General features: G+C 63.2%; 26 protein-coding genes and 1 tRNA gene. 14 read left to right on the plus strand and 13 right to left on the minus strand.

Annotated elements, in window-relative coordinates:
* Positions 1-2: 2 nt before the first annotated feature.
* From BMX27_RS12625 to BMX27_RS12650, 6 genes are all read left to right on the plus strand, one after another.
* Positions 3-938, plus strand: a complete 936-nt coding sequence (locus tag BMX27_RS12625) for an alpha/beta fold hydrolase (protein ID WP_090160168.1) — start codon at positions 3-5, stop codon at positions 936-938.
* Positions 939-1,091: 153 nt separating this feature from the next.
* The gene (locus tag BMX27_RS12630; protein WP_090160169.1) at positions 1,092-2,114 is read left to right on the plus strand and encodes a ligase-associated DNA damage response exonuclease; all 1,023 of its coding nucleotides are present in this window, start codon (positions 1,092-1,094) and stop codon (positions 2,112-2,114) included.
* Positions 2,111-3,700: an ATP-dependent DNA ligase gene (locus BMX27_RS12635; RefSeq protein WP_090160170.1), complete on the plus strand. Its 1,590-nt coding sequence runs from the start codon at positions 2,111-2,113 to the stop codon at positions 3,698-3,700. Before BMX27_RS12630 ends, BMX27_RS12635 begins: the two co-directional genes overlap by 4 nt.
* Positions 3,701-3,703: 3 nt before the next feature.
* A complete protein-coding gene (locus BMX27_RS12640; protein WP_090160171.1) occupies positions 3,704-4,783 on the plus strand; it encodes an endonuclease/exonuclease/phosphatase family protein in 1,080 nt (359 codons plus the stop codon).
* A 67-nt stretch (positions 4,784-4,850) separates the two neighbouring features.
* Positions 4,851-6,671 carry a M3 family oligoendopeptidase gene (locus tag BMX27_RS12645; RefSeq protein ID WP_090160172.1) on the plus strand — a complete coding sequence of 607 codons (1,821 nt, stop codon included), beginning with the start codon at positions 4,851-4,853 and terminating at the stop codon, positions 6,669-6,671.
* Positions 6,668-7,141, plus strand: a complete 474-nt coding sequence (locus tag BMX27_RS12650; RefSeq protein WP_090160173.1) for a GNAT family N-acetyltransferase — start codon at positions 6,668-6,670, stop codon at positions 7,139-7,141. Before BMX27_RS12645 ends, BMX27_RS12650 begins: the two co-directional genes overlap by 4 nt.
* Here BMX27_RS12650 and BMX27_RS12655 read toward each other — a convergent pair.
* The 7 genes from BMX27_RS12655 to BMX27_RS12685 form a co-directional block, all read right to left on the minus strand.
* Positions 7,138-7,821: an NAD(P)-dependent oxidoreductase gene (locus BMX27_RS12655; RefSeq protein ID WP_090160174.1), complete on the minus strand. Its 684-nt coding sequence runs from the start codon at positions 7,819-7,821 to the stop codon at positions 7,138-7,140. The genes BMX27_RS12650 and BMX27_RS12655 overlap by 4 nt on opposite strands.
* A 44-nt stretch (positions 7,822-7,865) precedes the next feature.
* The gene (locus tag BMX27_RS12660; RefSeq protein WP_090160175.1) at positions 7,866-8,831 is read right to left on the minus strand and encodes a Gfo/Idh/MocA family protein; all 966 of its coding nucleotides are present in this window, start codon (positions 8,829-8,831) and stop codon (positions 7,866-7,868) included.
* A gap of 86 nt (positions 8,832-8,917) precedes the next feature.
* Complete coding sequence (gene rpoH, locus BMX27_RS12665; RefSeq protein ID WP_056034130.1) at positions 8,918-9,814, minus strand: RNA polymerase sigma factor RpoH; 897 nt, start codon at positions 9,812-9,814, stop codon at positions 8,918-8,920.
* Between the two features lie 144 nt (positions 9,815-9,958).
* Positions 9,959-10,990, minus strand: coding sequence for an RluA family pseudouridine synthase (locus tag BMX27_RS12670; protein ID WP_090160176.1), 1,032 nt, complete (start codon positions 10,988-10,990; stop codon positions 9,959-9,961).
* Positions 10,991-11,035: 45 nt separating this feature from the next.
* Positions 11,036-12,061: an ABC transporter substrate-binding protein gene (locus tag BMX27_RS12675; protein WP_090160177.1), complete on the minus strand. Its 1,026-nt coding sequence runs from the start codon at positions 12,059-12,061 to the stop codon at positions 11,036-11,038.
* Positions 12,031-13,392 (minus strand): sensor histidine kinase, encoded by a 1,362-nt coding sequence (locus tag BMX27_RS12680; RefSeq protein ID WP_090160178.1) that lies wholly within the window; start codon positions 13,390-13,392, stop codon positions 12,031-12,033. Before BMX27_RS12680 ends, BMX27_RS12675 begins: the two co-directional genes overlap by 31 nt.
* Positions 13,389-14,054, minus strand: coding sequence for a response regulator transcription factor (locus BMX27_RS12685; RefSeq protein ID WP_090160179.1), 666 nt, complete (start codon positions 14,052-14,054; stop codon positions 13,389-13,391). Before BMX27_RS12685 ends, BMX27_RS12680 begins: the two co-directional genes overlap by 4 nt.
* A 122-nt stretch (positions 14,055-14,176) precedes the next feature.
* Between BMX27_RS12685 and BMX27_RS12690 the strand changes: the two genes are divergently transcribed.
* From BMX27_RS12690 to BMX27_RS12710, 5 genes are read left to right on the plus strand one after another with little or no spacing between them, the layout of a single operon-like run.
* Positions 14,177-15,142, plus strand: coding sequence for a Bug family tripartite tricarboxylate transporter substrate binding protein (locus BMX27_RS12690; RefSeq protein WP_090160180.1), 966 nt, complete (start codon positions 14,177-14,179; stop codon positions 15,140-15,142).
* Between the two features lies 1 nt (position 15,143).
* Positions 15,144-15,587, plus strand: a complete 444-nt coding sequence (locus tag BMX27_RS12695; protein WP_090160181.1) for a tripartite tricarboxylate transporter TctB family protein — start codon at positions 15,144-15,146, stop codon at positions 15,585-15,587.
* Positions 15,587-17,098: a tripartite tricarboxylate transporter permease gene (locus BMX27_RS12700; protein ID WP_090160182.1), complete on the plus strand. Its 1,512-nt coding sequence runs from the start codon at positions 15,587-15,589 to the stop codon at positions 17,096-17,098. The genes BMX27_RS12695 and BMX27_RS12700 overlap by 1 nt, the downstream gene beginning before the upstream one ends.
* Positions 17,091-18,422 carry an acyclic terpene utilization AtuA family protein gene (locus BMX27_RS12705; protein WP_090160183.1) on the plus strand — a complete coding sequence of 444 codons (1,332 nt, stop codon included), beginning with the start codon at positions 17,091-17,093 and terminating at the stop codon, positions 18,420-18,422. Before BMX27_RS12700 ends, BMX27_RS12705 begins: the two co-directional genes overlap by 8 nt.
* Positions 18,419-18,718: a DUF4387 family protein gene (locus BMX27_RS12710; protein WP_090160184.1), complete on the plus strand. Its 300-nt coding sequence runs from the start codon at positions 18,419-18,421 to the stop codon at positions 18,716-18,718. Before BMX27_RS12705 ends, BMX27_RS12710 begins: the two co-directional genes overlap by 4 nt.
* A 12-nt stretch (positions 18,719-18,730) precedes the next feature.
* Here BMX27_RS12710 and BMX27_RS12715 read toward each other — a convergent pair.
* Positions 18,731-18,807: transfer RNA gene (locus BMX27_RS12715), tRNA-His, on the minus strand.
* An 83-nt stretch (positions 18,808-18,890) separates the two neighbouring features.
* Here BMX27_RS12715 and BMX27_RS12720 point away from each other — a divergent pair.
* Complete coding sequence (locus BMX27_RS12720) at positions 18,891-19,082, plus strand: DUF6324 family protein (RefSeq protein ID WP_056034162.1); 192 nt, start codon at positions 18,891-18,893, stop codon at positions 19,080-19,082.
* A gap of 126 nt (positions 19,083-19,208) precedes the next feature.
* On the opposite strand, the gene BMX27_RS12725 is transcribed toward BMX27_RS12720, so the two are convergent.
* The 5 genes from BMX27_RS12725 to BMX27_RS12745 all read right to left on the minus strand — a co-directional run bounded on the left by BMX27_RS12725 (position 19,209) and on the right by BMX27_RS12745 (position 22,912).
* Positions 19,209-19,685, minus strand: a complete 477-nt coding sequence (locus BMX27_RS12725; protein ID WP_090160185.1) for an MmcB family DNA repair protein — start codon at positions 19,683-19,685, stop codon at positions 19,209-19,211.
* Between the two features lie 427 nt (positions 19,686-20,112).
* Positions 20,113-20,580, minus strand: a complete 468-nt coding sequence (gene nusB, locus BMX27_RS12730) for a transcription antitermination factor NusB (protein ID WP_090160186.1) — start codon at positions 20,578-20,580, stop codon at positions 20,113-20,115.
* Positions 20,577-21,104, minus strand: a complete 528-nt coding sequence (locus BMX27_RS12735) for a 6,7-dimethyl-8-ribityllumazine synthase (RefSeq protein WP_090160187.1) — start codon at positions 21,102-21,104, stop codon at positions 20,577-20,579. Before BMX27_RS12735 ends, nusB begins: the two co-directional genes overlap by 4 nt.
* Complete coding sequence (gene ribB / locus BMX27_RS12740) at positions 21,104-22,234, minus strand: 3,4-dihydroxy-2-butanone-4-phosphate synthase (protein ID WP_090160188.1); 1,131 nt, start codon at positions 22,232-22,234, stop codon at positions 21,104-21,106. Before ribB ends, BMX27_RS12735 begins: the two co-directional genes overlap by 1 nt.
* Positions 22,235-22,306: 72 nt before the next feature.
* Positions 22,307-22,912: a riboflavin synthase gene (locus BMX27_RS12745; RefSeq protein ID WP_090160189.1), complete on the minus strand. Its 606-nt coding sequence runs from the start codon at positions 22,910-22,912 to the stop codon at positions 22,307-22,309.
* Positions 22,913-23,061: 149 nt separating this feature from the next.
* Between BMX27_RS12745 and BMX27_RS12750 the strand changes: the two genes are divergently transcribed.
* Together BMX27_RS12750 and BMX27_RS12755 are read left to right on the plus strand one after the other, a co-directional pair.
* Entirely contained in the window at positions 23,062-24,348 is a 1,287-nt protein-coding gene (locus BMX27_RS12750) for a capsule biosynthesis protein (protein ID WP_090160190.1), read from the plus strand.
* 289 nt (positions 24,349-24,637) lie between these two features.
* Positions 24,638-25,723 (plus strand): polysaccharide biosynthesis/export family protein, encoded by a 1,086-nt coding sequence (locus tag BMX27_RS12755; protein WP_177172729.1) that lies wholly within the window; start codon positions 24,638-24,640, stop codon positions 25,721-25,723.
* Position 25,724 lies beyond the last annotated feature (1 nt).

Genomic DNA, 25,724 nt, shown 5'->3' on the forward strand with positions numbered 1-25,724 from the left:
CGATGAGATACGCGCCGCTCCATTCCGATCTTGCCGACGGCCCGGACGCCGGGGCGGCGCATTGGCTGAAAACCACCGACAACAAACAGATCCGCGTGGGCCACTGGGTGAGCGACGCGGATCGCGGCACCGTGCTGCTGTTTCCGGGCCGCACGGAATACATCGAAAAATACGGTCGCGCCGCGCGCGACCTGCGTGACCGCGGTTATGCCACATTGGTGGTGGACTGGCGCGGTCAGGGGTTGGCAGACCGGCTGACCCCCCATCGCGCCACAGGTCACGTCGACCTGTTTTCCGACTATCAAAAGGACGTGGCCGCCATGCTGACCCATGCGCGCGACCTCGGCCTGCCCAAACCGTTCTATCTGATCGCGCATTCCATGGGCGGTGCGATCGGCCTGCGCGCCCTGATCGAGGGTCTGCCGGTGCGCGCCGCGATGTTCAGCGCGCCGATGTGGGGCATCCAGATGAAACCCACGCTGCGCCCGTTCGCCTGGGGGCTGTCATCGCTGTCGCGCAAGATGAATTTCGACACTGCCATGGCGCCGGGCCAAAAGGTCGAGAATTATATCGAACGCATGGCCTTCGAGGCGAACGAACTGACGTCCGACCGCGAGATGTTCGACTACATGCTCAACCAGATCAGCGCTGAACCCGACCTGTCGCTAGGCGGTCCTTCCTTGCGCTGGCTGAACGAGGCGCTGACCGAATGCCGCAACCTTGCGCGGCTGACCTCGCCACGCACCCCCTGCGTGACCTTCCTCGGGACCGCCGAAACCATCGTCGATGCGCACCGTATCCGCGCGCGCATGGCCAAATGGCCCGGCGGCACGCTGGACATCATCGAGGCCGGCAAGCACGAGGTCATGATGGAGGACGCGGACACCCGCGCGCGCGTGTTCGACACCGCCTGCACGATGTTCGACGCCAACACCTGACGCAGGCTCTGCGGCAATGCCGCCCGCGCCGCATCATCTTGCCCCAAATACTCCCGCCGGAGGCACCCGCCCTCACAGGCCCGCGTGTCCGCCTGTCAGGATAAAATCCGGCTGCCATCTCGTCACCCGGACATGCGGCCCTAACTGATCGCCATGGCTGACGTACTGACCTTTACCGACCGGGGTATCTATTGCCCGGCGGGTGATTTCTACATCGATCCGTGGCGACCCGTGGACCGGGCGCTGATCACGCATGGCCACGCGGATCATTCGCGCTGGGGCATGCGCTCTTACCTCGCGACCGAGGCGGCGGCACCCGTCATCCGCCACCGTCTGGGCGACATCACGCTCAATACCATCCGCTACGGCGAAACGCGCCAGATCGGCAGTGCGACCGTGTCTTTCCATCCCGCAGGCCATGTGCCCGGCTCTGCGCAGATCCGGGTGGCGGTCGGCGGTCAGGTCTGGGTCGCCTCGGGGGATTATAAAACCGTGGCCGACGGGCTGTCCGAACCGTTTGAACCCGTCCAATGCGACGCCTTCATCACGGAATGCACCTTTGGCCTGCCCGTGTTCAAATGGACAGCCGAGGATGTGCTGGCCCGCCAGATGAACGACTGGTGGGCCGCCAATGCCGCCGCCGGACGCACATCGATCCTTGGGGCCTATGCCTTGGGCAAGGCGCAGCGCCTGCTGACAACGGTGGACGCGCAGATCGGGCCGATCCTGACCCACGGTGCGGTCGAAAACACCAACGCCGTGCTGCGTGCCCAGGGGATCAACCTGCCCGATACGATCCGCGTGACACCCGATCTGAAAATCGCCGACCACCCCGGTGCCCTGGTCATCGCCACGCCCAGCGCCATGGGCGGCACATGGGGCCGTCGTTTCGGCCCGTCCTCCAGCGCCTTTGCCTCGGGCTGGATGGCGTTGCGCGGGGTGCGCCGCAGACGCGCCGGCGACCGCGGCTTTATCGTCTCCGACCATGCCGATTGGGCCGGCCTGAATGCCGCGATCAAGGAAACCGGTGCCACACGCATCTTCACCACCCATGGCTACACCTCCGCGTTCCAGAAATACCTGTCCGAACAGGGCTATGACGCCCATGTCGTCAGCACCGAATATGAGGGCGAAAGCCTAGATGGTGGCGACGAACCGGTGGTCGAGGACGCATGAAGGACTTTGCCGCCCTCTTTACCCGCGTGGACGAGACGACCAAGACCACGGTCAAGGTCGCAGCCCTTGCCGATTATTTCCGCACGGCCCCGGATGACGACAAACTCTGGACCATCGCCTTGTTTTCGGGCCGCCGTCCCAAACGCCTGATCACAGCCGCACGCCTGCGCGAATGGGCCGCCGAACGCGCAAACCTGCCGCTTTGGCTGTTCGAGGAATCCTATTCCATCGTCGGTGATCTGGCCGAAACCATCGCCCTGATCCTGCCCGATCCGTCCAGCACCGCCGACCATAGCCTGACCCATTGGATCAACGAACTCGCCCGCCTGTCCAGCTTGGACGATGACGCCCGCAAGGCTGGTATCCTTGCCGCCTGGGACAGCCTGCCCACAACCCAGCGGTTCTTGTTCACCAAACTGCTGACGGGTGGTTTCCGCATCGGGGTCAGCCAGAAACTGATGACCCGCGCCCTGGCACAGGCCACGGGCCAGGACGAGGCGGAACTCACGCACAAGCTGATGGGCAACTGGACGCCGCAAACCACCACATGGCACAACCTGATCGAGGCGCATGACCCCACCGCCGATCTCTCACGCCCCTATCCGTTCTACCTCGCCTACGGGCTCGAGGATCTAGACGACCTCGGTCCCGCATCCGACTGGAACGCGGAATGGAAATGGGACGGCATCCGGGGGCAATTCATCGTCCGCGCGGGCGACCATCACCTGTGGTCGCGCGGCGAGGATCTGATGACCGACCGTTTTCCCGAACTCGCCCAGCTCAAGGATTATCTGCCCGACGGCACCGTCATCGACGGCGAGGTGCTGGCCTTTCGTAACGAGGCCCCCCTGTCGTTCAACGCCCTGCAATCGCGCATCGGGCGCAAGACTGTCCCGAAAAAGCTGCTGACCGAGGCCCCCGTGATCCTGATGGCCTATGATCTGCTCGAGGACGCAGGCACCGACATCCGGGCGCAGCCCTTTGCCGACCGCCGCGCGCTGCTGGCCCAGATCGTTGATGCCGTGCCGGACAGCGCGCCGCTGCGCCTGTCCCCCGCCGTCGATTTCGCCGACTGGAAGACGCTGACCGCCCTGCGCGAAACCTCCCGCGACCGCAACGCCGAAGGCTTCATGCTTAAACGTCTGGACAGCCCCTATCTGTCAGGCCGCAAGAAAGGCGACTGGTGGAAATGGAAGGTCGACCCCCTGACCATCGACGCCGTGATGATCTACGCGCAGGCCGGTTCGGGGCGCCGTGCCAACCTGTTCACCGATTACACTTTTGCCGTTTGGCAAGGAAATGATCTGGTTCCGTTCACCAAGGCGTATTCCGGCCTAACCGACGCAGAGTTTCGGCAGATCACCGCTTGGGTGCGGAAAAACACGCTTCAAAAATTCGGGCCGGTCCGGCAGGTAAAACCCGAGCACGTGTTCGAACTGGCGTTCGAGGGCATTCAGGCCAGCCCGCGTCACAAATCCGGCGTGGCGCTGCGATTCCCACGGATGCTGCGCTGGCGGCACGACAAACCCACGTCCGAGGCGAACACCCTCGACGATTTGAAAGAGATGCTGGACACCTACGGATGATGCATGCGTAAATTTTTGATCCGCGTGGTGGGAACGGTCCTGTTCGCGCTGTGCGCAGCCACGTTTCTGCCGTTGCTGACATTCGATACATGGTGGATCCGCTTTCTGGATTTCCCGCGCCTGCAATTCCTCGCCGGTCTGCTGATCAGCCTGGCCCTGTTCGTGACACTGCGCCGCGCCCAACCATCCTGGGGCACGATCCTGACGCTCGCCGGAATCGCAGCCATCGGCCTGCAGGTTGCAAAGCTATGGCCCTATCAGCCCTTGGCCTCGAAAATGGTGGCCAGCGTCTTGCGTTGCGATGCCGATGACCGCCTGCGCGTGCTGGTGACCAACGTGCAGGTGTCCAATCGCAACGACGAAAGCGTGCTGGATATGGTGCGCAGTCAGGACCCCGATGTGCTGGTGGTGCTGGAAACCTCCCCTTGGTGGGACAACGCGCTGGCACCGCTGGATGATCAGTTCGACCATATCATGCGTGAACAGCCCGAGTCCGCCTACTACGGGATGCAAATCTACAGCCGCCACCCGTTTTCACAGGCAAACATGACCTACCCGATGGGCGTCGATACCCCCATGTTCGACGGACAGATTTTGCACCCGACCATGCCGGTCCACCTGCTGGGCGTGCACCCGCGCCCGCCGCACCAGACCAACGGCGGCCAGCCCTCTACCATGCGCGATGCAACCATCCTGCACGCCGCGATGCGCGCGCGCGAAACCAGCGCCGTCAGCGTGATCGCCGGCGATTTCAACCTCGCCCCGTGGGAAGATACCGCGCAGCGCGCGCTGCGGATCGGTGGCCTGCTGGACCCGCGTGCAGGACGCGGCCCAATGAACAGCTACATGGCTGACAGCGACCTGATGCGCTGGCCACTGGATCAGGTGCTGTGGCAAGCTGGTCCTGGCATGCTGGATATGACCGTGCTGCCATCCGTCGGATCAGACCATCATCCGGTGCGCGTCGATCTGTGCCTGTCACCGCTGGTGGACGCGCGCACCATCCCGCTGCAGGACGGCGATCTGGCCGCCGCACAGGACACATTCGACGCCGCCCGCGCCATCGCAAGCCCCGCCGATTAGGCCCCGGTGGGTTGAGTGCACCCGCCCGCAGTCCTATGTCTGTCGCAACAGAAAACAGGATAATCCCATGACCGATGACCGCACCTTTGACGCCGTGACAGAAACCGGCGGCAGCCCGATGGGCGACCTGCCCGAATGGGACCTGACGCACCTCTATCCGGCCACCGACAGTGCGGAAATCAAACGCGACCTCGACTGGCTCGAGGATGCCTGCACCCGCTTTGCCGCCGATTTCGAAGGCAAACTGGCCGACCTCGACGCCGCTGGCCTGCTCGAAGCCGTCCAGCGCGATGAGAAAATCAACGAAATCGCTGGCCGCATCATGTCCTACGCGGGCCTGCGGTATTACCAGATCACCACCGACAACGATCGCGCCAAATTCATGGCCGACATGCAGGACCGGATCACGACCTATACCACGCCGCTGGTGTTTTATGGTCTGGAATTCAACCGCCTGCCCGACGACCACCTCGACACGCTGCTGGCCCAGAACGAAGAGCTGCGCCGCTACAAGCCCGTGTTCGACCGGATGCGCGCCATGCGGCCGCACCAATTGTCGGACGAGCTGGAAAAATTCCTGCACGACCAATCCACCGTCGGTGCCGCCGCCTGGAACCGTCTGTTTGACGAAACAATGGCCGCGCTGACCTTTGTCGTGGACGCCGAAGAACTGAGCCTTGAATCAACGCTGAACCTGCTGACCGACAGCGACCGGTCCAAGCGTGAAGCCGCAGCCATGGCGCTGTCGGATGTTTTCGCGCAGAACGTCAAACTCTTTGCCCGCATCCACAACACGCTGGCCAAGGAAAAGGAAATCGAGGACCGCTGGCGCAAGATGCCGACCCCGCAAACGGGCCGCCACCTGTCCAACCACGTCGAACCAGAGGTGGTCGAGGCGCTGCGCAACGCCGTCGTCGCGGCCTACCCGCGCCTGTCGCACCGGTATTACGCGCTCAAAGCGAAATGGCTGGGGCTCGAGCGGATGGAAACATGGGATCGCAATGCCCCGCTCCCGCGTGAGGACGAACGCCTTGTAGGCTGGGACGAGGCACAGCAGACCGTGCTGGACGCATACGCCGGGTTTTCGCCTGACATGGCCGACCTTGCGAAACCGTTCTTTACCGAAGGCTGGATCGACGCCGCCGTCAAACCGGGCAAGGCCCCCGGCGCATTCGCCCACCCGACCGTCACCACGGTGCATCCTTATGTGATGCTGAACTATCTGGGCAAACCGCGCGACGTGATGACGCTGGCCCACGAGTTGGGTCACGGCGTCCACCAGCGTCTCGCCGCAGATCAGGGCGAACTGCTTTCATCCACCCCGCTGACCTTGGCCGAAACCGCCTCCGTCTTCGGCGAAATGCTGACCTTCCGCAAGCTACTGGACGCGGCCAAGACCCCGGCCGAACGCAAGGTGCTTCTGGCAGGCAAGGTCGAAGACATGATCAACACAGTCGTGCGCCAGATCGCGTTCTACGATTTTGAGTGCAAACTCCACGCCGCCCGCGCCGGTGGAGAACTGACCCCCGATGACATCAACGCACTTTGGATGTCCGTTCAGGCCGAATCCCTCGGCCCTGTTTTCGACTTCCACGACGGATACGAGACCTTCTGGTCCTACATCCCCCACTTCGTCCACTCGCCGTTTTACGTCTACGCCTACGCGTTCGGCGACGGCCTCGTGAACGCGCTTTACGCGGTCTACGAAGAGGGCGACCCCGACTTCCAGTCCAAGTATTTCGACATGCTCAAGGCGGGCGGATCAAAGCATCACAAGGAACTGCTGGAACCATTCGGCCTCGACGCCTCGGATCCTGCATTCTGGGACAAGGGCTTGTCGATGATCGAAGGCATGATCGACGAACTCGAAGCGATGGAGGACGCGTGACCAGCGTCACCCTCGCCCCATATACCAGTGACCAGCGCGACGCCCTTTGCGCTCTGGCGGTCGGCCCCGAGCAGGAACGGTTTTCCAGTCAGCCAAGGCTTCTGCTGAATAGCTCGCAAGACGGGGTCGACGTGCATCTGATCTACGTCGACGCCACGCTCGTGGGCATGTTTCGCATTGATCGCGATTTTTCGCGCGAACACCCGCAGGTGCCATCAGGCGCCTGTGGATTGCGCAGCATGATCGTCGATCAACGCCATCAGGGGCGCGGCATCGGCACCGCCATGATCCGGGCATTGCCCGCCTATATGGCGCAACGCTATCCGCAGGCCACGCAGATTTACCTTACGGTCAACCTGCGCAATCCCGGCGCGCGGCGCAGCTACCTGAACGGTGGTTTCACCGATACCGGCGAACACTACATGGGCGGTGACGCAGGTCCGCAGCACATCCTGCGCATGGGCCTTTAGCCGGTCATATCACGGATCACGGCAGCGACTGATGTGGCCTCTGCGTCCTCTTGCCGAGCCAGCGCCGGAGTCTGCCGCGACCAACTGCCCGTTTCTGCCAGATGCAACATGAAATGCGCCACATCCGCCATGCGCGTGCGCACCAGATGTTGCGGGATCACATCCGGCGTCACCACGTAATCCGCCGTCAGATCGCCCTGCATCAACCAGCCGGGACGCACGGCCGTCCAATCCACGCGCGATGCGCGCAATTGCGCCTCCATCTCGCCCATCTGGTCCAGCACGTTGTGCAGCGCCGTCATGACCGGCACCTTGAAATAGATCGGCCCGCGGTTCTTGGCTTCGACAAAACTGGCTGAAATCACGGCCAGACGGTCGACCTCGGCGGCGTGCATGCCGGCCAGAATATTACTGGTGCCGCGCGTGTACAGTGGTGGCGGGTCCAGCAGGACCTTTGGCGAATTGCCCACCCCCAGACAGGACAGAACCGCGTCACTTCCCGCAAAGGCGCTGGACAGATCGTCCTCCAGCACGTCGGCCTCAATACAGGTCAGCCCCTTGCGCGCGGGCATGTCGGCGCAATCCAGCTCGATCGCGGTCACCGCGTGGCCCTTGTCCAGCGCCTGATCCAGCAAATGCTGCCCCACCGCGCCCTTGGCACCCAATACTGCCAGCTTCATTCATCGGCCCCCATGTTGTTCACCGGGGCCAACACCTGTGACCCTCAGGGGTTCCTTGCCTTGTCGAACACCATGTCCATCATCGCCTGCGTGCCACGACTGAATTCCAGCGGGCAGGCATAATCCGCAACCCCGCGCGCCGCCGCGCCAAAGGCTTCGACCTGCAACACATAATGGTTGGCGGCAGGCCAGCGTTCGACCTGCCGCACTCCGTTCCCCGTCTCCAGCGTCAGCTGCGCCACGTCATAGAGGTTGGCATTGAACGGCGCGGTCAGCGTCAGATGCCCTGCATCCCCGTGAAAGGTGATGGACTGGCGCGGCTGCATCCGCATCGACACCACAGCACCGTAGGTAAAGTCGCCGAAATCCGCAGCCACTTGGGCAAACACGTCGACCCCATTCTCGAATCGCACATCGGCATAGGTCACTCGCTGACAATCGGCCCCGGTCACGAACCGCGCCGCACCAAAGGTATAAACCCCGATATCCGGCAACCCGCCGCCACCGGTTTCGGGGCGGTTGCGGATGTTGTCGACCGCACCTGCGTTGTTGTAGCTGAAAACCGCATCCACATGGGCCAGCTTGCCAATCGCGCCGTCCTGCACCAGCTCGCGGGCGCGCTGGAACTGGGGATGATGCACGATCATGAACGCCTCTGCCGCCAGCTTGCCCGCCTTGTCACCCGCCGCAATCACACGGTCGATTTCGTCGGCCTTCAGCGCGATTGGCTTTTCGCACAGCACATGCTTGCCCGCCTCCAGCGCCTTGATCGTCCAGTCCACGTGCAGATGGTTCGGCAGCGGCACATAGACCGCATCGATGTCGGGATCCGCCAACAGGGCGTCATAATCGTCAAAGACTCGCATTCCTGGCGCAAAGGCACTGAACCCTGCCGCCTTGGCCGGGTCAGAGGTCGCGATCGCCACCAGTTCCGCGCCTTTTGCCGCATGAATGGCAGGTGCCATCCACTCCCGCGCAAATTTCGCAGCCCCCAATATTCCCCAACGCATCGCGCATCCTCCGCATCATCTTGCAAAAAATACTCCCGTCGGAGGCATCCGACGGGAGTAACTCTTAACCGACCCTAGCGAGGGGATCACACGTCCTCAAGCATCCCGCGTTCGGCCGCCAGTTCGCGCATGCGCTTTTGCAGCTTTTCAAAGGCCCGAACCTCGATCTGGCGAATCCGTTCGCGGCTGACGTCATACTGGCTGGACAGGTCTTCCAGCGTTATGGTCTCGTCGTTCAGGCGACGCTGCATCAGAATGTCCTTTTCGCGGTCGTTCAGGACCTGCATCGCCTCGGCCAGCATCTCGCGGCGGCTTTCCAGCTCGTCACGTTCCGCATAATCGCCGGCCTGATCCGCGTCCTCGTCTTCCAGCCAGTCCTGCCATTGCATCGTGCCCTCGCCCTCGGACCCGACGGTGGCGTTCAGGGATGCATCGCCACCGGACATGCGGCGGTTCATCGACACGACCTCGTCCTCGGTCACACCCAGATCGGTCGCGATCCGCTTGACGTTCTCGGGGCGCAGGTCGCCGTCTTCCAGTGCGCCGATACGCGATTTCGCCTTGCGCAGGTTGAAAAACAGCTTCTTTTGCGCCGAGGTCGTGCCCAGTTTCACCATCGACCACGACCGCAGGACGTATTCCTGAATGGCCGCGCGGATCCACCACATGGCATAGGTCGCAAGGCGAAACCCTTTTTCAGGATCAAATTTCTTGACCGCCTGCATCAGGCCCACGTTCGCCTCGGAAATCACCTCGGCCTGCGGCAGGCCATAGCCGCGATAGCCCATGGCGATCTTGGCGGCGAGGCGCAGGTGGCTGGTCACCATCTTGTGTGCCGCTTCCGTATCGCCATCTTCGGCCCAACGCTTGGCCAGCATGTATTCTTCTTCGGGTTCCAGCATCGGAAACTTGCGGATTTCCTGCATGTAGCGGTTCAAGCCCTGCTCTGGGCTCGGTGCCGGTAGGTTCTTGTAATCGCTCATTTTGACTTCCCCTGGATGGCCAATGTATCAGGCCTTAACATGGATATGGGTTGCACGGCTTGGTGTTGCAATCTCATGCGCTTCATAAACCTAACATTTTCTAGCCCGCCCGGTTCCCGTCGCATAGCTGCAAAAATGCACAGTTCAGCCGCGATGATCCAGATTATTCACAAGTTCGATCATATCCTGGGGCAGCGGAGCCTCGAACGCCAGCGCATCGCCGCTGACGGGATGAACAAAGCCCAGGGTCGCGGCATGCAGCGCTTGCCGGGGGAAATTGCGCGCCGCGGCGACACCGGCCTCGCCCACCGACTTGGCCGACAGTTTCTGCCGGCCACCATAGGTCGGATCACCGATCAACCCGTGGCCGCAATGGGCCATATGCACCCTGATCTGGTGGGTGCGGCCCGTTTCCAGCCAGCATTCGATCAGCGCCGCCGCAGCGGGGGTTCCCAGCGGTTGCACGATCCGTGCCCGCGTCACCGCATGGCGCCCCGTGCTGAACGACACCGCTTGCCGCTGGCGGTCAGTCTTGTGCCGTCCCAGGAACGTTTGCACCTTGAGGATATTCGCCGCCTCGAAACTGGTGCCTTTGACCCCGCGCAGGCGCGGATCGCTGGCATCGGGCACCCCGAAACAGACGGCCAGATAGCGCCTCTCCACCGTGTGGGCCGCAAATTGCGCCGCCAACCCCTGATGCGCCTTGTCGGATTTCGCGACCACCAGCAGGCCGCTGGTGTCCTTGTCGATGCGGTGCACGATGCCGGGACGCCTCATGCCGCCGACGCCGGACAGATCATCGCCGCAGTGATGGATCAGCGCATTGACCAGGGTGCCGTCGGGGCTGCCGGGGGCCGGATGCACCACCATGCCCGCAGGCTTGTTCAGCACGATCAGGTCCGCGTCCTCGAACACCACATCCAGCGCGATGTCCTGTGCGGTGATATGGCTCTCGCTGACGACGGGCGTCGTCACGACGATCTCTGCACCCTCTGACAGGCGCTGGCGCGGGTTTGTCTCGACCACGCCATTCACGGTCACGGCCCCTTCGGCGATCAGCGCCCCCAGGCGCGAGCGCGACAGCGTCGCGTCCTGCGGCACATCGCGGGCCAGTGCCTTGTCCATCCGCGCGGGCGGATCGGGCTGGATGGTAAAGCGAACGGTGGTGTCTGACATCGGGCGTCTCCTTGGTGCCGCGCTTAGCGCCCCGCGCGCCGCTTGTCACGGCTGGACGACGGCCGCGGTCCACTCCGTCAGGAACTTCTGGCGCATCATCGGGTCGACATAGACCAGCAGGCCGGGGTCCAGCCGGATCGGACGCAACTGCGGTGCTGCGGTGATCGTCGTATCAGACACCGGCGGCAAACCTGCGTCAGCCAGCAGCGCCTGACCCTGTGGTGACAGCAGGAACGACAGGAACCCGGCACCGGCGGCAGGGTCCGTGCTGGTCACCGGCACCAGCGCCGTGCGCAGCAGGACATGGGTGAAATCGGCAGGCTGGATGACCACCATGCCCGGATCGGGCCGCGCCGCGGCATAGGACCCCAGCACATTATAGGCCAGCGCCAGCCGCCCCGATTGCACATCGTCGATCATCGCCGCACTGGCGGTATACAGCTGCGGGTGCAGACTGCCCGCGACCTCTGACAGTCGCCAGGCACTGTCGGACTGCCGCGCATCCTGCGTGGCAAACAGATAGCCAGCCCCGGACCCGGCGGGATCATAGGTGCCGATGCGCCCGGCAAACCGTTCGGCATTGTCACGCAGCAGCGCCACCAGATCGGCCCGGCTTTGGGGTAGCGGCAGGCCCGCAAAATCGGCCCGCCGTGCGATCATCACCACCGGTTCCTGCGCCACGGCGAACAGGCGGTCGCGCCAGCGCGCCCAGTCCGGCAACACGCCACCGCCGTCAAATGCCCGCGCCGCACCGTCGTTGGCCAGCTTCATCTGCAGATCCATCGCCGATGAAATCACCAGATCGAATGCCGCGCCGTCGCCCGCGATTGCGGCATAGACCTGCTGGCTGTTGGCCACCGTATAACGTACGGTCAAATCAGGCCGCGTTTCCAGATAGCCCGCGATGACCGGGGCGAAAACCGCGGCATCCGTCGTCGACAGCACCGACACGACCTGCGCGCCCGCGCCAAAGGTCGCGACCTCCTCGATCTCGAACGCCAGCGCAGGGCGGGCGAACAGCCCCCCGATCAGGGTCAGTGTCAGCGCAAGGGCAAGTGCAAGGTCGCGCATGTGCCGCCTCCTGGTCTGGGTGAAATCGTGAATGTCCCGCCGCAGGCCCGTGCCGCGTCGCGCACGATGGACAGGCCCAGCCCGGAGCCCACCACATCGCCCACGTTGTCGCCCCTTGCAAAGCGTCCGGTCAGTGCCGCCGCACCGCCCCCGCCCAGCCCGCGCCCCCGGTCGCAGACCGTGACACAACCGTCAGACGTCAGTGCGACCTCGATATCCGTGTCGGCGGTCCCGTATTTCAGCGCGTTGTCCAGCAGGTTGCGCAAGGCGCTTTCCAGCAGCAGACGGTCCGCCGACAGCGGCACCGGGCCCACGGGCAAGTCCAGCACGAACGCCATGTCGCGCATGTCGGCGGTCGGTGCCATCTGGCCCACCAGATCGCGCAGCACCACCGCCAGGTCCAACGCATCCTGGGTGGGCTGGTCGCTGCGGTAGATGACGCTTGCGTGGTCCAGCATCTGCCCCGTCGATCGCGCCGCATTGTCCACCGCACGGATCACGTTGCGCAGGCTGGCCCGCGTCGCGTCGTCCGTTGCCTGCCGCAAGGCTACCTCGGTCTGCATTCGCACCGTGGCCAATGGGGTGCGCACGTGATGGGCGGCTTCGGTGATAAAGGATTCGGTCCGGTCCAGCGCCGACCGCAGCCTCGCGATCAACCCGTTCAGCGCCGCCACCAGCGGCACCAGTTCACGCGGGACGGCACGCCTGACGGGGCGCAGGTCCTGCGGTCCACGTCGGCCCACCGCCAGCGCCAGATCATGCACCGGGGCCAGCACGGACCGCGCCGAAATCAGCGCCAGCACGGCCGCAAGCGCAAAGATGCCAAGGCCCAGTCCCGCCGCCCGGTTCGCCATCTGCGCCGAAATCACTGCCTGCGCGGTGCGCGTCTGGCCCAACAGCACCGTCACATCGACCCGGTTGCCGTCCACTAGCACGGACCGGCCCACGGCCCCGACCCGCACCTGCGCGTCCTGATAGGGGACCGTGTAAAACGCCGGTGTCAGCCCCGGCACAACATCAGGAAGCGGCAGGTCAGGGTAGCCGGTGACGGTCTGGTCCCCCACCAGAATGCGATAGAACACCCGGTCTTCACCCACCGCCCCCAGCATCGAAAACGCAGCATAGGGAATGTCCACGCTGATCCCGTCCGCACCGCCACGCAATTCCTCGGCGATGACGACGGTTGCCGTGCCCAGGACCGAATCCTGCACGGTCTGGATCGCCGCACCCGCCACACCGCGCACCGCCAGATACAGCACCAGCGCCAGCAGGGCCGCCACGCCGATCCCCTGCAACAGCAACCGGCGCCGGATCGAGGCTGGCCGCCTCACCCTTGGGTCAACCGGTAACCGACACCGCGCACCGTCTCGATCCGTGCCGCAGATCCCGACAGCTTCTTGCGCAAGCGCCCGACATAGACCTCGATCGCGTTGTCGCTGACGGCCTCGGACGCGGACAAGAGCCTGTCATGCAGATGCCCCTTGGAGAAAATGCGCCCGGGGCCCGCCATCAGAATTTCCAGCAGCCGCAGTTCGCGGTTGCGCAGATCACGTACGTCGCCCCCCACGGCCACGGTCCCACCCAGCGGATCGAACACCAGATCGGCGTAGATCACCTGCGTCTGCGCCGTTCCGCCGCGCCTGCGCAAAACCGCCCGCACGCGCGCCTCCAGTTCCGCGAAATCGAATGGCTTGGTCACATAATCGTCCGCACCCGTGTCCAGCAGGGCCACGCGGTCGCTGACGCCCGCGCGCGCCGTCATCACGATCACCGGCGTATCGCGCGGCACACGCCTGTGTGCGGCCAGAAAATCGCGCCCGTCACCATCGGGCAGCATGATATCCAGCAGGATCAGGTCATAGCTGGACACCGCCAGATGCGCCTCGGCCTCGGCCAGACTGCGCGCCCAATCCACGCCGTGCCCGTCCAGCGTCAACCGGTCCAGCACGGCCTGCCCCAGATCGGGCGTGTCCTCTACCAGCAAAAACCGCAAAAAGAATCCCTTTCTCTCGCACCGTGACAGGTTAGCGTCAGCTTGGGCGCAAACAAAGTGACCCTGCAAGGGTGTGCCGTGGGAGACAGCACATCCGCAAGCGACATAATGGGAGGAATACCATGTCAAAGACCTTGTTGCGCGCGCTGTCCAGCGCCGCTGTTCTGGCCGTCACGGCCACATCCGCATTCGCCATTGAATGCATCGCACCCGCCAACCCCGGCGGTGGCTGGGACTTTACCTGCCGTCAGGTGGGCAAGATTATGTATGACATCGGTCAGGTTGCCGATCCCGTGCAGGTCACCAACCTTGCCGGTGCCGGTGGCGGTCTGGCCTTTTCCACGGTGGTCAACGAACGCAACAGCGATCCTGACCTGATGGTGGCCGCCTCCAGCGCGACAACGACCCGTCTGGCACAGAACGCCTTTGGCGGTGCAACCGCCGATCAGGTGCGTTTCGTCGGTGCGATCGGTGCCGATCCGGGTGTCATCGTCGTGGCCGCCGACAGCCCCTATCAGTCGCTGGGCGATCTGGTTGACGCCATCAAGGCCGACCCCGGTTCGGTCGCCTTTGCAGGCGGTTCGGCCGTCGGCGGTTTCGACCACCTCAAGCCGCTTCAGGTACTCAAGGCCGCAGGCTTTGATGACATCACCAAGGTCCGTTACATCGGCGTTGACGGTGGTGCCGACGCGATCACCCAGACCGTCGGTGGCTTTACCCAGGCCATGACGGGCGACATGTCCGAAATCGTGGGCTTCATCCCCACCGGCGACATCCGCGTCCTGGCGGTGATGACCGACGAGCGCGTTCCGGGCTTTGAGGATATCCCCACCGCCAAGGAACAGGGTTTCGACGTGCGCGCAGTGAACTGGCGCGGGATGTATGTCCCCAAGGACATCAGCGACGAGCGTTTCCAGAAATGGGCGGTCATGTTGCAGGCGGTGGCTGAATCCGCCGAATGGCAGCAGGCCATGGCCGACAACGGACTGGCACCCTTCACGCTGGTCGGTGACGAATTCCAGGCATGGGTTGACGGGGTCGTCGCGGAAACCGAGGCCCTGTCCCGTGAAATCGGTGTGATCCAGTAAAATGACACGCCCATCAGACCGTATCTTTGGTCTGGTCGTGATCCTGGCGGCGCTCGCGTATATCGCGAGCGCCCTCCAGGTGCAGGCCAGTTTCCTGTCTGACCCCGTGGGTCCAAAGGCCTTTCCGATTGCTGTCGGGATCGTCGCCATCCTCTGCGCCGTCACCATGATCGCGCGCCCTGACGCAGAACCCGAATGGCCTGCCGTGCGCAGCACCCTGGCGATCGGCATCGCGATCGTCGTGCTGGTGATCTACGCCTATGCGCTCAAGCCGCTTGGCTTCCTGATCCCGACGGCCGTGGTCGCCGCGATCCTCAGCTACCAGATTTCCCCCAGCCCCAAGGTGTCGGTTCTGTCAGGCATCGGCCTGTCCATCGGCCTGTTCGTGCTGTTCCGTTTCGTGCTGGGCCTCAGCCTGTTCGGCTTTCCCAGAGGGTGGTTCTAATGGCTGATCTTCTTGCAAACCTGTCGCTGGGCTTTGGCATCGCGCTGTCGCCCTACACGCTGCTGCTGGCGATCATCGGCTGTTTCATCGGCACCATCGTCGGCGCGCTGCCGGGTCTTGGGCCTGCAAACGGTGTCGCGATCATGATCCCGATCACATTTTCCATGGGTCTGGACGCCACCGGCGCGCTGATCCTGCTGACCGCGATCTACTATGGTGCCATGTACGGCGGGCGTATCAGCTCGATCCTGCTGAACATTCCCGGCGATGAACCTGCCATGATGACCACGCTCGACGGCTACCCGATGGCCAAGGCAGGCCGCGCGGGTGACGCGCTGGTGATTTCCGGTTTTGCGTCCTTTGTCGGGGCTTTCCTCGCAACCCTCGGTCTGGCTGTTCTGGCCCCGGCCCTCAGCCGGATCGCATATGAATTTGGCCCCGCCGAATATTTTGCCCTCTATCTGCTGGCCTTCTGCACGCTGGGCGGCATCGCATCGAACAACCAGGCCAAGGCGGCACTGGCCTCTTGTCTTGGCATCGGCATCGCGATGATCGGCCTCGATCCGAACTCTGGCCTGCCGCGCATGACGGGCGGCAACCTGCACCTGTATGACGGCATCGACTTTCTCGTCGCCATCGTCGGTCTGTTCGCAGTGTCCGAGGTGTTCTTTTTCATCGAGAGCAAGGGCAAGAGCGGTGCCGCGGGCATCAAGCTGCGCGGCCGCGTCACGGTCCCCTGGGCCGAAATCTGGACCACCCGCTGGACCATGATCCGCTGTTCTGTCGTGGGCTTTATCGCGGGTGTCCTGCCCGGTGCCGGTGCCTCGCTCGGCAGCTTCATGACCTACATGATGGAGAAAAGCATCGCCGGCGAAAAAGGCAAATTCGGCACCGGAGTCGCCAAGGGCATCGCCGCACCAGAGGTCGGCAACAACGCCGCCGCCGGTGGCGCGCTCGTGCCGATGCTGACGCTGGGCGTGCCAGGGTCCGGCACCACCGCCGTGTTGCTGGCCGTGCTGGTCACGCTGAACATCACACCCGGTCCGACGCTGTTCGTCGAACGCCCCGACGTGGTCTGGTCGCTGATTGCATCCCTGCTGATCGCAAACTTCGTCCTGCTCGCCATGAACGTGCCGATGGTCAAGGTCTTCGTCAAAGTGCTCGAAGTGCCCCCCGCCATCCTCATGCCGGGCGTCACCATGGTCAGCTTTGTCGGTATCTACTCTCTGACAGGCAGCTACTTCGACCTGCTGCTGGTCGTGCTGTTCGGTGTGCTGGGCTACGTGTTGCGCAAACTTGACATCCCCACCGTACCGGTCATCCTCGGTATTCTCTTGGGGTCAAAAATGGAAAAGCAATTGCGCGATGCCATGGTGCTGTCGGACGGCGACTGGACCTACCTGTTCTCCTCCACGATCTCGAGCGTGCTGATCGTGGCGGCCATCGTGGGGTTCATCCTGCCGATCTTCCTGCGGGGGCGGATTCGCAAACCGCAGCGCATCAGTGACTAGGATCCTGATCCCCTCCGGGGCGCTCGGGCTCGGTTACGATCAGACTGCACTTGATCGGGGCGTCGCCGCACGCCCCGATCTCATTGCCATCGACGGAGGATCAACCGACAGCGGCCCCAGCTACTTGGGCCGCGGCCTGTCCAAATACACCCGCGCCGGGACCAAGGCGGAATGGGCCGGTCTGATCCGCGCCCGCCAGGCCGCCGGTTGCCCGCTGGTCATCGGCACCGCAGGCACCTGCGGCACCGACAGCACCGTCGACTGGTTGGTCGACATCACCCGCGAAATTCTGGCCGAAGAAGGCCTGACCGCCACAATCGCCACGCTGAAATGCGAACAGGACCCGGCACAGATCGCAAGAACCACGCTGACCGCCCTGCCCGGCGCACCGGATATCGACGCGGATACCATTGCCGATTGCACGCATATCGTGGCGCTGGCCGGGGCCGAACAGATCATGGCCGCCCTCGACACAGGTGCCGACATCATCATCGCGGGGCGCACCACCGACACCGCGATCATCGCGGCGCTGCCCTTGCAGCGTGGCGATCACGCGGGTGCCGTCTGGCACGGGGCCAAGGTCGGCGAATGCGGCGCACTATGCGCCACCAACCCGCAATCGGGCGTCCTGCTTCTGGACACAGACGCCGACGGTTTTACGGTCACGCCACTTGCTGACGGGGCCTGCGCAACGCCGCACACCGTGTCGGCCCATATGCTGTATGAAAACTCCGACCCGTTCATCCTGCATGAACCGGGCGGCTATCTTGACGTGACCGACGCGACCTACACGGCCATCGATGACCGATCCGTCCGTGTGACAGGTGCCGAATGGCACATAGCCGACGCCTATACCGTCAAGCTGGAGGGCGCGCGCATCGCAGGCTACCAGACCGTCGCCCTCGTCACGATTCGCGACCCGCACTACGTCGCCAACGCCGCGGCATGGTGCGACGATATCCTGCAAAAACACGCAGCCAAGGTCACCGCCCGCATGGGACCACAGGACTACGATTGCCAGCTGCGCATCATCGGCCAGACCGCGACCCTCGGGGCACTGGATCACAGCCCCGCACCCGCATCAGAGGTCGGCGTGCTGGCCATCGTTACCGCCGCCGATCAAACCACGGCCCATGACATCGCCAAACTGCTGAACCCCTACCTGCTGCACCACCCCCTGACCCGGGATGAGGAACAGCCGACCTTCGCCTTCCCCTTTTCGCCACCCGAAATCGACAAGGGTGCCGCCTATGCCTTCGTCCTGCATCATGTCATGACGCTCAAGGATCCGATGGATGCCTTCCGACTGGAGGTACTCGCATGATCGTCCGCGACGTGGTGACCAAGGTCCGGTCCAAGAACGCAGGCCCCTTCTGGCTGACCATCGACATCTTCTGCGGCACGCCCGATGCCTTTGCCCGCATCCGCGACGGGTTGTCCACGGACCGGGTGGCCACAGCCCTCGCCGCCGATCCGGCCGCCATCAAACGCTTTGATATCGCGCCGCTTCACGTCGTGAAATTCTCGCTGCCCCGCCCCACGGTCCAGGGCGCGCTGGACGACCGCGACATGCATGGCGCAGGCTGGGCCCCTCTCATCGCGGAACTCGATCTGAACTGAATGGGGGGGGGATGGTACCACGTCCTGGTCTCGAACCAGGGACCTCTTGATCCACAATCAAGCGCTCTAACCAACTGAGCTAACGCGGCACTGCGGGCGATTTACCGCCCCGCGATCCTGATTGCAAGTCCCGAAAACCTCGCCTAAACCCGTTCCAACCAAGGAGGGACCGATGGGTATCAACGACGAACGCGACGTCGAGGCGAACATGCAGATCGGCCCGACCGAACTGGGCATGGTCCGTCTGTTCGTCAGCGCAGGCAACACAGAGATCCCGATGGATTTCGACCCCGAAGAGGCCGAAGAAATCGCCGAGGAAATCCGCGCCGCAGCCGCAGCTGCCCGCGCCGTCAAACCGCGATAATCCATGCTAGGCCACTGACCGGCACCATTCCTCAGGTGCCACGGCCCTTCTTCTGGTCGAAAATATCCGCCCCGCCGGCGAGGCGTCCCGCACCCTCAATCGGCGAGACGCATCCCGACCGGGTGCCTACACAGCCCCGAACCCGCTGACAAATCCCGGATCACGCGCGGCTTGCGCCCGTACGGCGGCGTGGCGCGCGAATTTCTGAACCATCACCTTGCGCCGCGCCGGGGCCAGCCTGGTTTCAGGCCCCATGCGCAAAATCTCGGCGTCATAGCCATCCGCGATGATCAGCCCCGTGTCATCAGGCAACAGGTCCGTGTCGAAATCCGGCCCGACCGCCCAGAAAAATCGGTCACACCATTCCAGGTAGCCCTGCCATTTGCCGTCCGACATGAAATCCACCCGGCTGGATTTGCATTCCACAATCCAGATTTCACCCTTAGGGCCCAATGCCATGACATCGACCCGCAGGCCGGATGTCGGCACCAGTTCCTCGACCGTCACAAAATCATGACTGCGCATGTGACGCGACACACCACGCGCCAGGATCTGGCCCGGCATCAACCCTTGCGTCGTCAGCGGATCAAGAACATGCGGCATGTCACTTATATGAACAAAAGGTAAACATCGGTCAAGCCGCGACCGATTTTCGCGCCCCGCCCCCTTGCCGCCTTGCCTGCGCCATCATAGCTAGGGGTCAGGCGGGTTTCTGCTCTTCCCGTGCGCATGGGGGCTACATTCCAGTGGCCTTAAGCAAATCCGAGGGCGCTGGCTCTGTTCGGACCCTGGTCCGGTTAACCGGTGCCCACCTGTACATACAGGTCCTCGGGAATAAGCCCTCGCACGGTCGCTGCGGTTCCCGCCACAAAAAGCCCCGGCTTTTTGTGGCGCGTGCGCAAGGCGCGTTTGCATCGCAAATGCGCGGCGGCACCCATCAGCGACGACGCACCACACCAACTCTCCCCGCACCCGGGGCGCAGCCCCGAAAAAGGGGTGGGTGGGCGGGCACCGCCCCCACCCCGGCCGATCAGAACCCGTCCGGCAGCAATTCGTGCGCCATATGGTCCAGCACCGCATTGGTGAACCTTGGCTCTTTTGTTTCGGGAAAGAACGCCCCTGCAACGTCGACGAATTCCTTGATCACGACGCGCGGCGGTGTGTCACCGATGATCAACTCTGCACCGGCGGCACGAAACAGCGCCCGCAATGTGGGGTCGATACGACCCAGCGGCCATTTCGCGACCAAGGCGCGGTCGGTCAGCTGGTCGATGCGGGCCTGTTCGTCCACGGCCTTTTCGATCAGCGCGCGGAACGTATCCACATCACCTTCGAGCATCTCGATATCGTCACGGATCTCGCCAAAGCGGTGATCCTCGAATTCCACGATCACGCGGTCGACGGTCTGGCCAATCGCTTCCATCTGGAACAGCGCCTGCACGGCATAGAGACGCGCTGCAGATTTCATCTTGCGGCGCTGGTTGTTGGACAGGGTCATACGGTCTCGCCGCCTTTTGCGAATGTTGTCGGCGCGAATCCCACACCGGTTTCGCGCGCGCCCCATTTGCGCGTCAATGCGATCAGATGCAACGCCGCCGCAGCGGCACCGCCGCCCTTGTTCTGGCCATCGGCCTGCGCACGTACTGCGGCCTGTTCATAGTTTTCAACCGTCAGGATGCCGTTGCCGATGCACAGCCCCTGCAAACCCAGCAGCGTCAACCCGCGCGAGCTGTCATTGCAGACGGTGTCGTAATGCGTGGTCTCGCCACGGATCACACAGCCCAGCGCCACATAGCCGTGGTAATCGCCCATCCGTTCCGCGATCCCGATCGCACTGGGGATTTCCAGCGCGCCGGGCACCTGCACGACCTCGACCTCGGCACCGGCCGCTTCGGCCACGGCGCGGGCACCGGCCACCTGCTGGTCAAAGATATCCTTGTAATAAGGCGATGCGACGATCAGCAGCCGGACCGGATCGGTAAATTCCGGCAAGGGCATTTCGAAATGGGATACTCCGGCCATCAGCCAATCTCCGATATCTTGCGGGTGCCGACGATTTCCAGACCATAGGCATCAAGGCCCACGACCTTGGGCTGCGGCGAGTTTGTCAGCAGTTCGATCTTGTGCAGGCCGAGTGACGACAGGATCTGCGCCCCCAGCCCGTATTGACGCAGGGTCTGGGGCGACACCTCGTCATCGGCCACCAGTTTCATGTGCAGATCGCGCAACAGGACCAGCACACCACGTCCTTCGGCGGCGATCAGTTCCATCGCATCGCTGAATTCATTGCGACGACCACGCGGGCCGGCACCCACGACGTCCAGCATCGGGTCCAGCGCGTGCATCCGCACCAGAACCGGTTCACCACTGTCCACATCGCCCTTGACCAGCGCGATATGCTCGGCACCCTGGGTTTCGTCGGTATAGATTTTCAACTGCCATTCACCGCCGAATTCAGACGTGAACGTGCTTTCGTCGCGCAGCCGCACCAGGTTGTCATGGCGGCGGCGATAGGAAATCAGGTCGCTGATGGTGCCGATCTTGAGGCCGTGAAATTGCGCGAAGGCCACGAGGTCGGGCAGACGCGCCATTTCACCATCGTCCTTCATGATCTCGCAGATCACGCCGGACGGGTTCAGACCGGCCAGCCGGGCAATATCGACGGCGGCCTCTGTATGACCTGCGCGGACCAGCACGCCGCCTTCGCGGGCGCGCAGCGGAAACACGTGACCGGGTGTCGCGATATCGGCTGCCCCCTTGGACGCATCAATCGCAACCGACACGGTGCGGGCACGGTCATGGGCGCTGATGCCGGTGGTGACACCTTCGCGGGCCTCGATCGAGGTGGTGAAGGCCGTTTCGTGGCGCGAGGAATTGTTGGTCGACATCAGTTGCAGACCCAGCGCGTCGATCCGTGCGCCCGGCAACGACAAACAGATCAGGCCACGGCCGTAGGTCGCCATGAAATTGATCGCGTCAGGCGTTGCCATCTGCGCGGGGATCACCAGATCCCCCTCGTTTTCGCGGTCTTCGTGGTCGACCAGTACGAACATGCGTCCGTTGCGGGCGTCCTCGATGATATCCTCGATCGGGCTGATGGCGTCTTTCCAGTTCACTTCGACTGGTCCGGGCGTCTCAAAGGCTTGCGTCATGGTCTGGTCCTCATGCTTGTGCCGGACCTAGCCCAAGGCCGCCCAAAGGGAAAGACCGCTGAAGCCTGCAGGTCAGCCTTCGTAATCGCGCAGTCGTGCGACATAGCGCGCCATGGTGTCGATTTCGAGGTTGATCGCGTCCCCGATCCGGCTGTCGCCCCATGTCGTCACCTGCTTGGTATGGGGAATGAGGTTCACGCCAAACGTCTGTCCATCGACCTCGTTCACGGTCAGCGAGGTGCCGTTCAGCGCCACCGATCCCTTGGGCGCGATGAAACGCGCCAGATCACCCGGCGCGCGGAATGTCATGCGGGTGCTGTCGCCCTCGTCGCGCATATCGATCAGTTCCGCCACACCGTCGACATGGCCCGACACGATGTGTCCGCCCAATTCGTCCCCGACCTTGAGCGCGCGTTCTAGGTTCAGCCGTTGACCGACCGCCCAACCCTTGCGACCGATCGCGGTCTTGTCCACGGTTTCAGCACTGATCTGCACGTCGAACCAGCCGCGCGGGTCCTGCCCCTTGGCCACGACGGTCAGGCAAACCCCTTCGCAGGCAATGGAGGCCCCGATGTCGATACCGTCCACGTCATAGCTGGTGGCGATTCGCGCCTTCAGGTCGCCTTCTTGTGCGACGGATAAAACCTCGCCGATGTCGGTGACGATACCTGTGAACATTGCGGATCTCCTTCACGCTTGCGCCAGCAGGTAAAGCGGCACACCCCATGTTTCAAGCATCTGACGCGGGTCCGATCCAACTCGGCCCCAATTATGCCTTGTCTGCGTCGTAGGGGTTATCTTAACTCGGATGGATGCAATTGACTTCGATGACTGACCCCAGCGCTCGCCGCTTCTTGTTTTTGCAAGGTCCGCACGGCCCGTTCCTGTACCGGCTGGCCAAGATGCTGCGCGCGGCGGGTGCGCATGTGTCGCGGGTGGGGTTCAATGCGGGCGACAGGGCGTTCTGGTTCGGCGCACCCGGCTACATCGCGTTTCGTGGCAAACCAGAGGACTGGACCGATACGTTCCGTGACATCGTCGTGACCGGCGGGATCACGGATATCGTCCTGTATGGCGACACCCGCCCGATCCATGCGACGGCCGTGGACATCGCCCGCGCGATGGGTCTGCGTATCCACGTCTTTGAAGAAGGTTACATGCGGCCCTATTGGGTGACCTATGAGCGCGGCGGCACCAACGGTCATTCACGCCTGATGAAAATGGATGTGGCCGACATGCAGGCCGCACTCGCCCGGTCCGACCTCGAGGTGCCGACGCCGCCTGCGCATTGGGGCGACATGCTGCACCATGTGTTCTACGGGGCGCTGTATCATTGGTTCGTGATGTTCCGGAACGGCGACTACCGCAATTTTGCCCGGCACCGCGACCTGCCTGTCGCGACCGAGGCCGCACTTTATACCAAACGGCTGATCCTGATGCCGCTGATCGCGCTGGACCGTCGGATCGCCACGCTGCGCATCCGCTACGGCGGATTTCCCTATCACCTCGTGCTGTTGCAGTTGGAACATGACGCCAGTTTTCAACAGCATTCGCCATTTACCCGGATGGAAGAATTCCTGAGCGTCGTGATGGAAGGCTTTGCCAAGGCAACACCGCGCCACCATCATCTGGTCTTCAAGGCGCATCCGCTGGACAATGAACGCAGCCCCACGAAACGGATCATCCGGCGGCTGGCCAAACAGCATGGCGTCAGCGCGCGGGTGCATTTCGTGCGCGGCGGCAAGCTGGCAAAGTTGCTGGATCATGCCCGCACGGCCGTGACCGTCAATTCGACGGCAGCCCAACAGGTGTTGTGGCGGGGGATCCCTCTCAAGGTGTTTGGGGCCGCCGTCTATAACAAGCCGGAATTCGTGTCGGACCAACCCTTACCGGAATTCTTTGCCAGTCCGGATCGTCCCGATAGCCGCGCCTACAAGGATTATCGCCGGTTCCTGCTGGAGACGAGCCAGGTGCCCGGCGGGTTTTATTCCGCACGCGGCCGGCGCCAGCTGATGCGGCAGGTCGTGGACATGATGCTGGCCGAAGACGATCCCTATGACACGCTGGCATCCGGCAAAAACCCGCCGCGCCAGCCGCTGCGTATCGTCAGCTAGAATATATCACGAAACGCTGATGTTTCGCATGCAAAACATATTATGTCATATTTAACAGTTATTTAACTGTTGCGCCCGATCCTTGTATCCCGCATCTGGCGCGAACTGTCGCGGCAACATGGCAACAGTCATTTGCGGCGCGATTCCCGTCATGTACGCGGCAACTTTCTTTTTGACCCTCTCTGCCCTACGATAAAAAGAAAAATTCCGAGGCAGAACAATAACAGGTCGAGGAGACCGAGCCGTGACATCCCTGACTGTACGCCTGTCGAAAGGCGTGGCCCTGATCATGATCCTGGGCCTCATTTCGGCGTGCGCCCTGCCGCGCGTCGGCCCAAACAAACAAGAAATCTTTGCCGGGTCCGTCCTGCGCGAAGGTGATTCATTTGTGCTGACCGTCGATGACCGCGTCAATGCCATCGCAGCTGTGGCCCCCGCGCTGGGGTTTTCTGCGGGTTTTCTGAACGCGGGTGTCATCGGGTCCGACACGATCCGGCCTGGCGATACGCTGGGGCTGACGATCTTTGAAAACGTGGATGATGGTCTGATCGTCCCGCAAGGCGCCAATTCCACCCTGCTGGAAGAAGTGCAAGTTGACGGGGACGGGTTCATCTTTGTCCCCTATGCAGGCCGCATCCGTGCCGCGGGCAACACACCAGAGGCCATCCGCCGGATCATCACCGAACGGCTGGGCGATCAGACACCTGACCCGCAGGTGCAGGTGCGCAGGCTGGCGGGCGACGGGGCAACCGTGTCCGTGGCCGGTGCCGTCAACGCGCAGGGCGTCTATCCGATCGAACGTCCGACCCGCACACTGATTTCGATGTTGGCCGCAGCTGGTGGCGTGTCGATCAACCCTGAAATCGCGCGGGTCAAAATCCAGCGTGGCAGCCACACGGCCGAGATTTTCTATGACGATCTGTACGATAGCCCGCGCAATGACGTGGCGCTGCGCGGCGGCGACAACATCATCGTGAATGCCGATACCCGGTCCTTTACCGCGCTGGGGGCCACGGGCAGCCAGGAACGCGTGCCGTTCGAGACCAAGACGATTTCGGCCATCGAAGCCATTGCAACAGTGGGTGGACTGTCGTCGCTGACAGCCGATCCCACGGGCGTTTTCGTGTTCCGCACCGAACCAGAGGCGATTGCAGAACAGCTGGTTGGTCTGGACCTGACCGGACCGCAGCGGGTCGTCTATGTGCTGGATCTGACCCAGCCCAATGGCATGTTCACCGCGCGTGAATTCGCCATTCGCGACGGCGACACGGTCTATGTGACCGAAGCGCCCTTTGTCCGGTTCGACAAGACGGTCGCCGCCATCACCGGGTCGCTGTCCGCGACCTCGGCGCTGACGAATGCCTCTGGCCTGTAAG

Origin of the sequence: Loktanella sp. DSM 29012 (genome assembly GCF_900110705.1) — a bacterium.
Taxonomy (GTDB): Bacteria; Pseudomonadota; Alphaproteobacteria; order Rhodobacterales; family Rhodobacteraceae; genus Loktanella; species Loktanella gaetbuli.

What these genes read in the sequence shown, in the direction of transcription:
- BMX27_RS12625 (WP_090160168.1), top strand. Translation starts at nt 3, where the DNA reads ATGAGATACGCGCCGCTCCATTCCGATCTTGCCGACGGCCCGGACGCC.
- BMX27_RS12630 (WP_090160169.1), top strand. Translation starts at nt 1,092, where the DNA reads ATGGCTGACGTACTGACCTTTACCGACCGGGGTATCTATTGCCCGGCG.
- BMX27_RS12635 (WP_090160170.1), top strand. Translation starts at nt 2,111, where the DNA reads ATGAAGGACTTTGCCGCCCTCTTTACCCGCGTGGACGAGACGACCAAG.
- BMX27_RS12640 (WP_090160171.1), top strand. Translation starts at nt 3,704, where the DNA reads ATGCGTAAATTTTTGATCCGCGTGGTGGGAACGGTCCTGTTCGCGCTG.
- BMX27_RS12645 (WP_090160172.1), top strand. Translation starts at nt 4,851, where the DNA reads ATGACCGATGACCGCACCTTTGACGCCGTGACAGAAACCGGCGGCAGC.
- BMX27_RS12655 (WP_090160174.1), bottom strand. Translation starts at nt 7,821, where the DNA reads ATGAAGCTGGCAGTATTGGGTGCCAAGGGCGCGGTGGGGCAGCATTTG.
- BMX27_RS12660 (WP_090160175.1), bottom strand. Translation starts at nt 8,831, where the DNA reads ATGCGTTGGGGAATATTGGGGGCTGCGAAATTTGCGCGGGAGTGGATG.
- rpoH (WP_056034130.1), bottom strand. Translation starts at nt 9,814, where the DNA reads ATGAGCGATTACAAGAACCTACCGGCACCGAGCCCAGAGCAGGGCTTG.
- BMX27_RS12670 (WP_090160176.1), bottom strand. Translation starts at nt 10,990, where the DNA reads ATGTCAGACACCACCGTTCGCTTTACCATCCAGCCCGATCCGCCCGCG.
- BMX27_RS12675 (WP_090160177.1), bottom strand. Translation starts at nt 12,061, where the DNA reads ATGCGCGACCTTGCACTTGCCCTTGCGCTGACACTGACCCTGATCGGG.
- BMX27_RS12690 (WP_090160180.1), top strand. Translation starts at nt 14,177, where the DNA reads ATGTCAAAGACCTTGTTGCGCGCGCTGTCCAGCGCCGCTGTTCTGGCC.
- BMX27_RS12695 (WP_090160181.1), top strand. Translation starts at nt 15,144, where the DNA reads ATGACACGCCCATCAGACCGTATCTTTGGTCTGGTCGTGATCCTGGCG.
- BMX27_RS12700 (WP_090160182.1), top strand. Translation starts at nt 15,587, where the DNA reads ATGGCTGATCTTCTTGCAAACCTGTCGCTGGGCTTTGGCATCGCGCTG.
- BMX27_RS12710 (WP_090160184.1), top strand. Translation starts at nt 18,419, where the DNA reads ATGATCGTCCGCGACGTGGTGACCAAGGTCCGGTCCAAGAACGCAGGC.
- BMX27_RS12720 (WP_056034162.1), top strand. Translation starts at nt 18,891, where the DNA reads ATGGGTATCAACGACGAACGCGACGTCGAGGCGAACATGCAGATCGGC.
- BMX27_RS12725 (WP_090160185.1), bottom strand. Translation starts at nt 19,685, where the DNA reads ATGCCGCATGTTCTTGATCCGCTGACGACGCAAGGGTTGATGCCGGGC.
- nusB (WP_090160186.1), bottom strand. Translation starts at nt 20,580, where the DNA reads ATGACCCTGTCCAACAACCAGCGCCGCAAGATGAAATCTGCAGCGCGT.
- BMX27_RS12735 (WP_090160187.1), bottom strand. Translation starts at nt 21,104, where the DNA reads ATGGCCGGAGTATCCCATTTCGAAATGCCCTTGCCGGAATTTACCGAT.
- ribB (WP_090160188.1), bottom strand. Translation starts at nt 22,234, where the DNA reads ATGACGCAAGCCTTTGAGACGCCCGGACCAGTCGAAGTGAACTGGAAA.
- BMX27_RS12745 (WP_090160189.1), bottom strand. Translation starts at nt 22,912, where the DNA reads ATGTTCACAGGTATCGTCACCGACATCGGCGAGGTTTTATCCGTCGCA.
- BMX27_RS12750 (WP_090160190.1), top strand. Translation starts at nt 23,062, where the DNA reads ATGACTGACCCCAGCGCTCGCCGCTTCTTGTTTTTGCAAGGTCCGCAC.
- BMX27_RS12755 (WP_177172729.1), top strand. Translation starts at nt 24,638, where the DNA reads ATGATCCTGGGCCTCATTTCGGCGTGCGCCCTGCCGCGCGTCGGCCCA.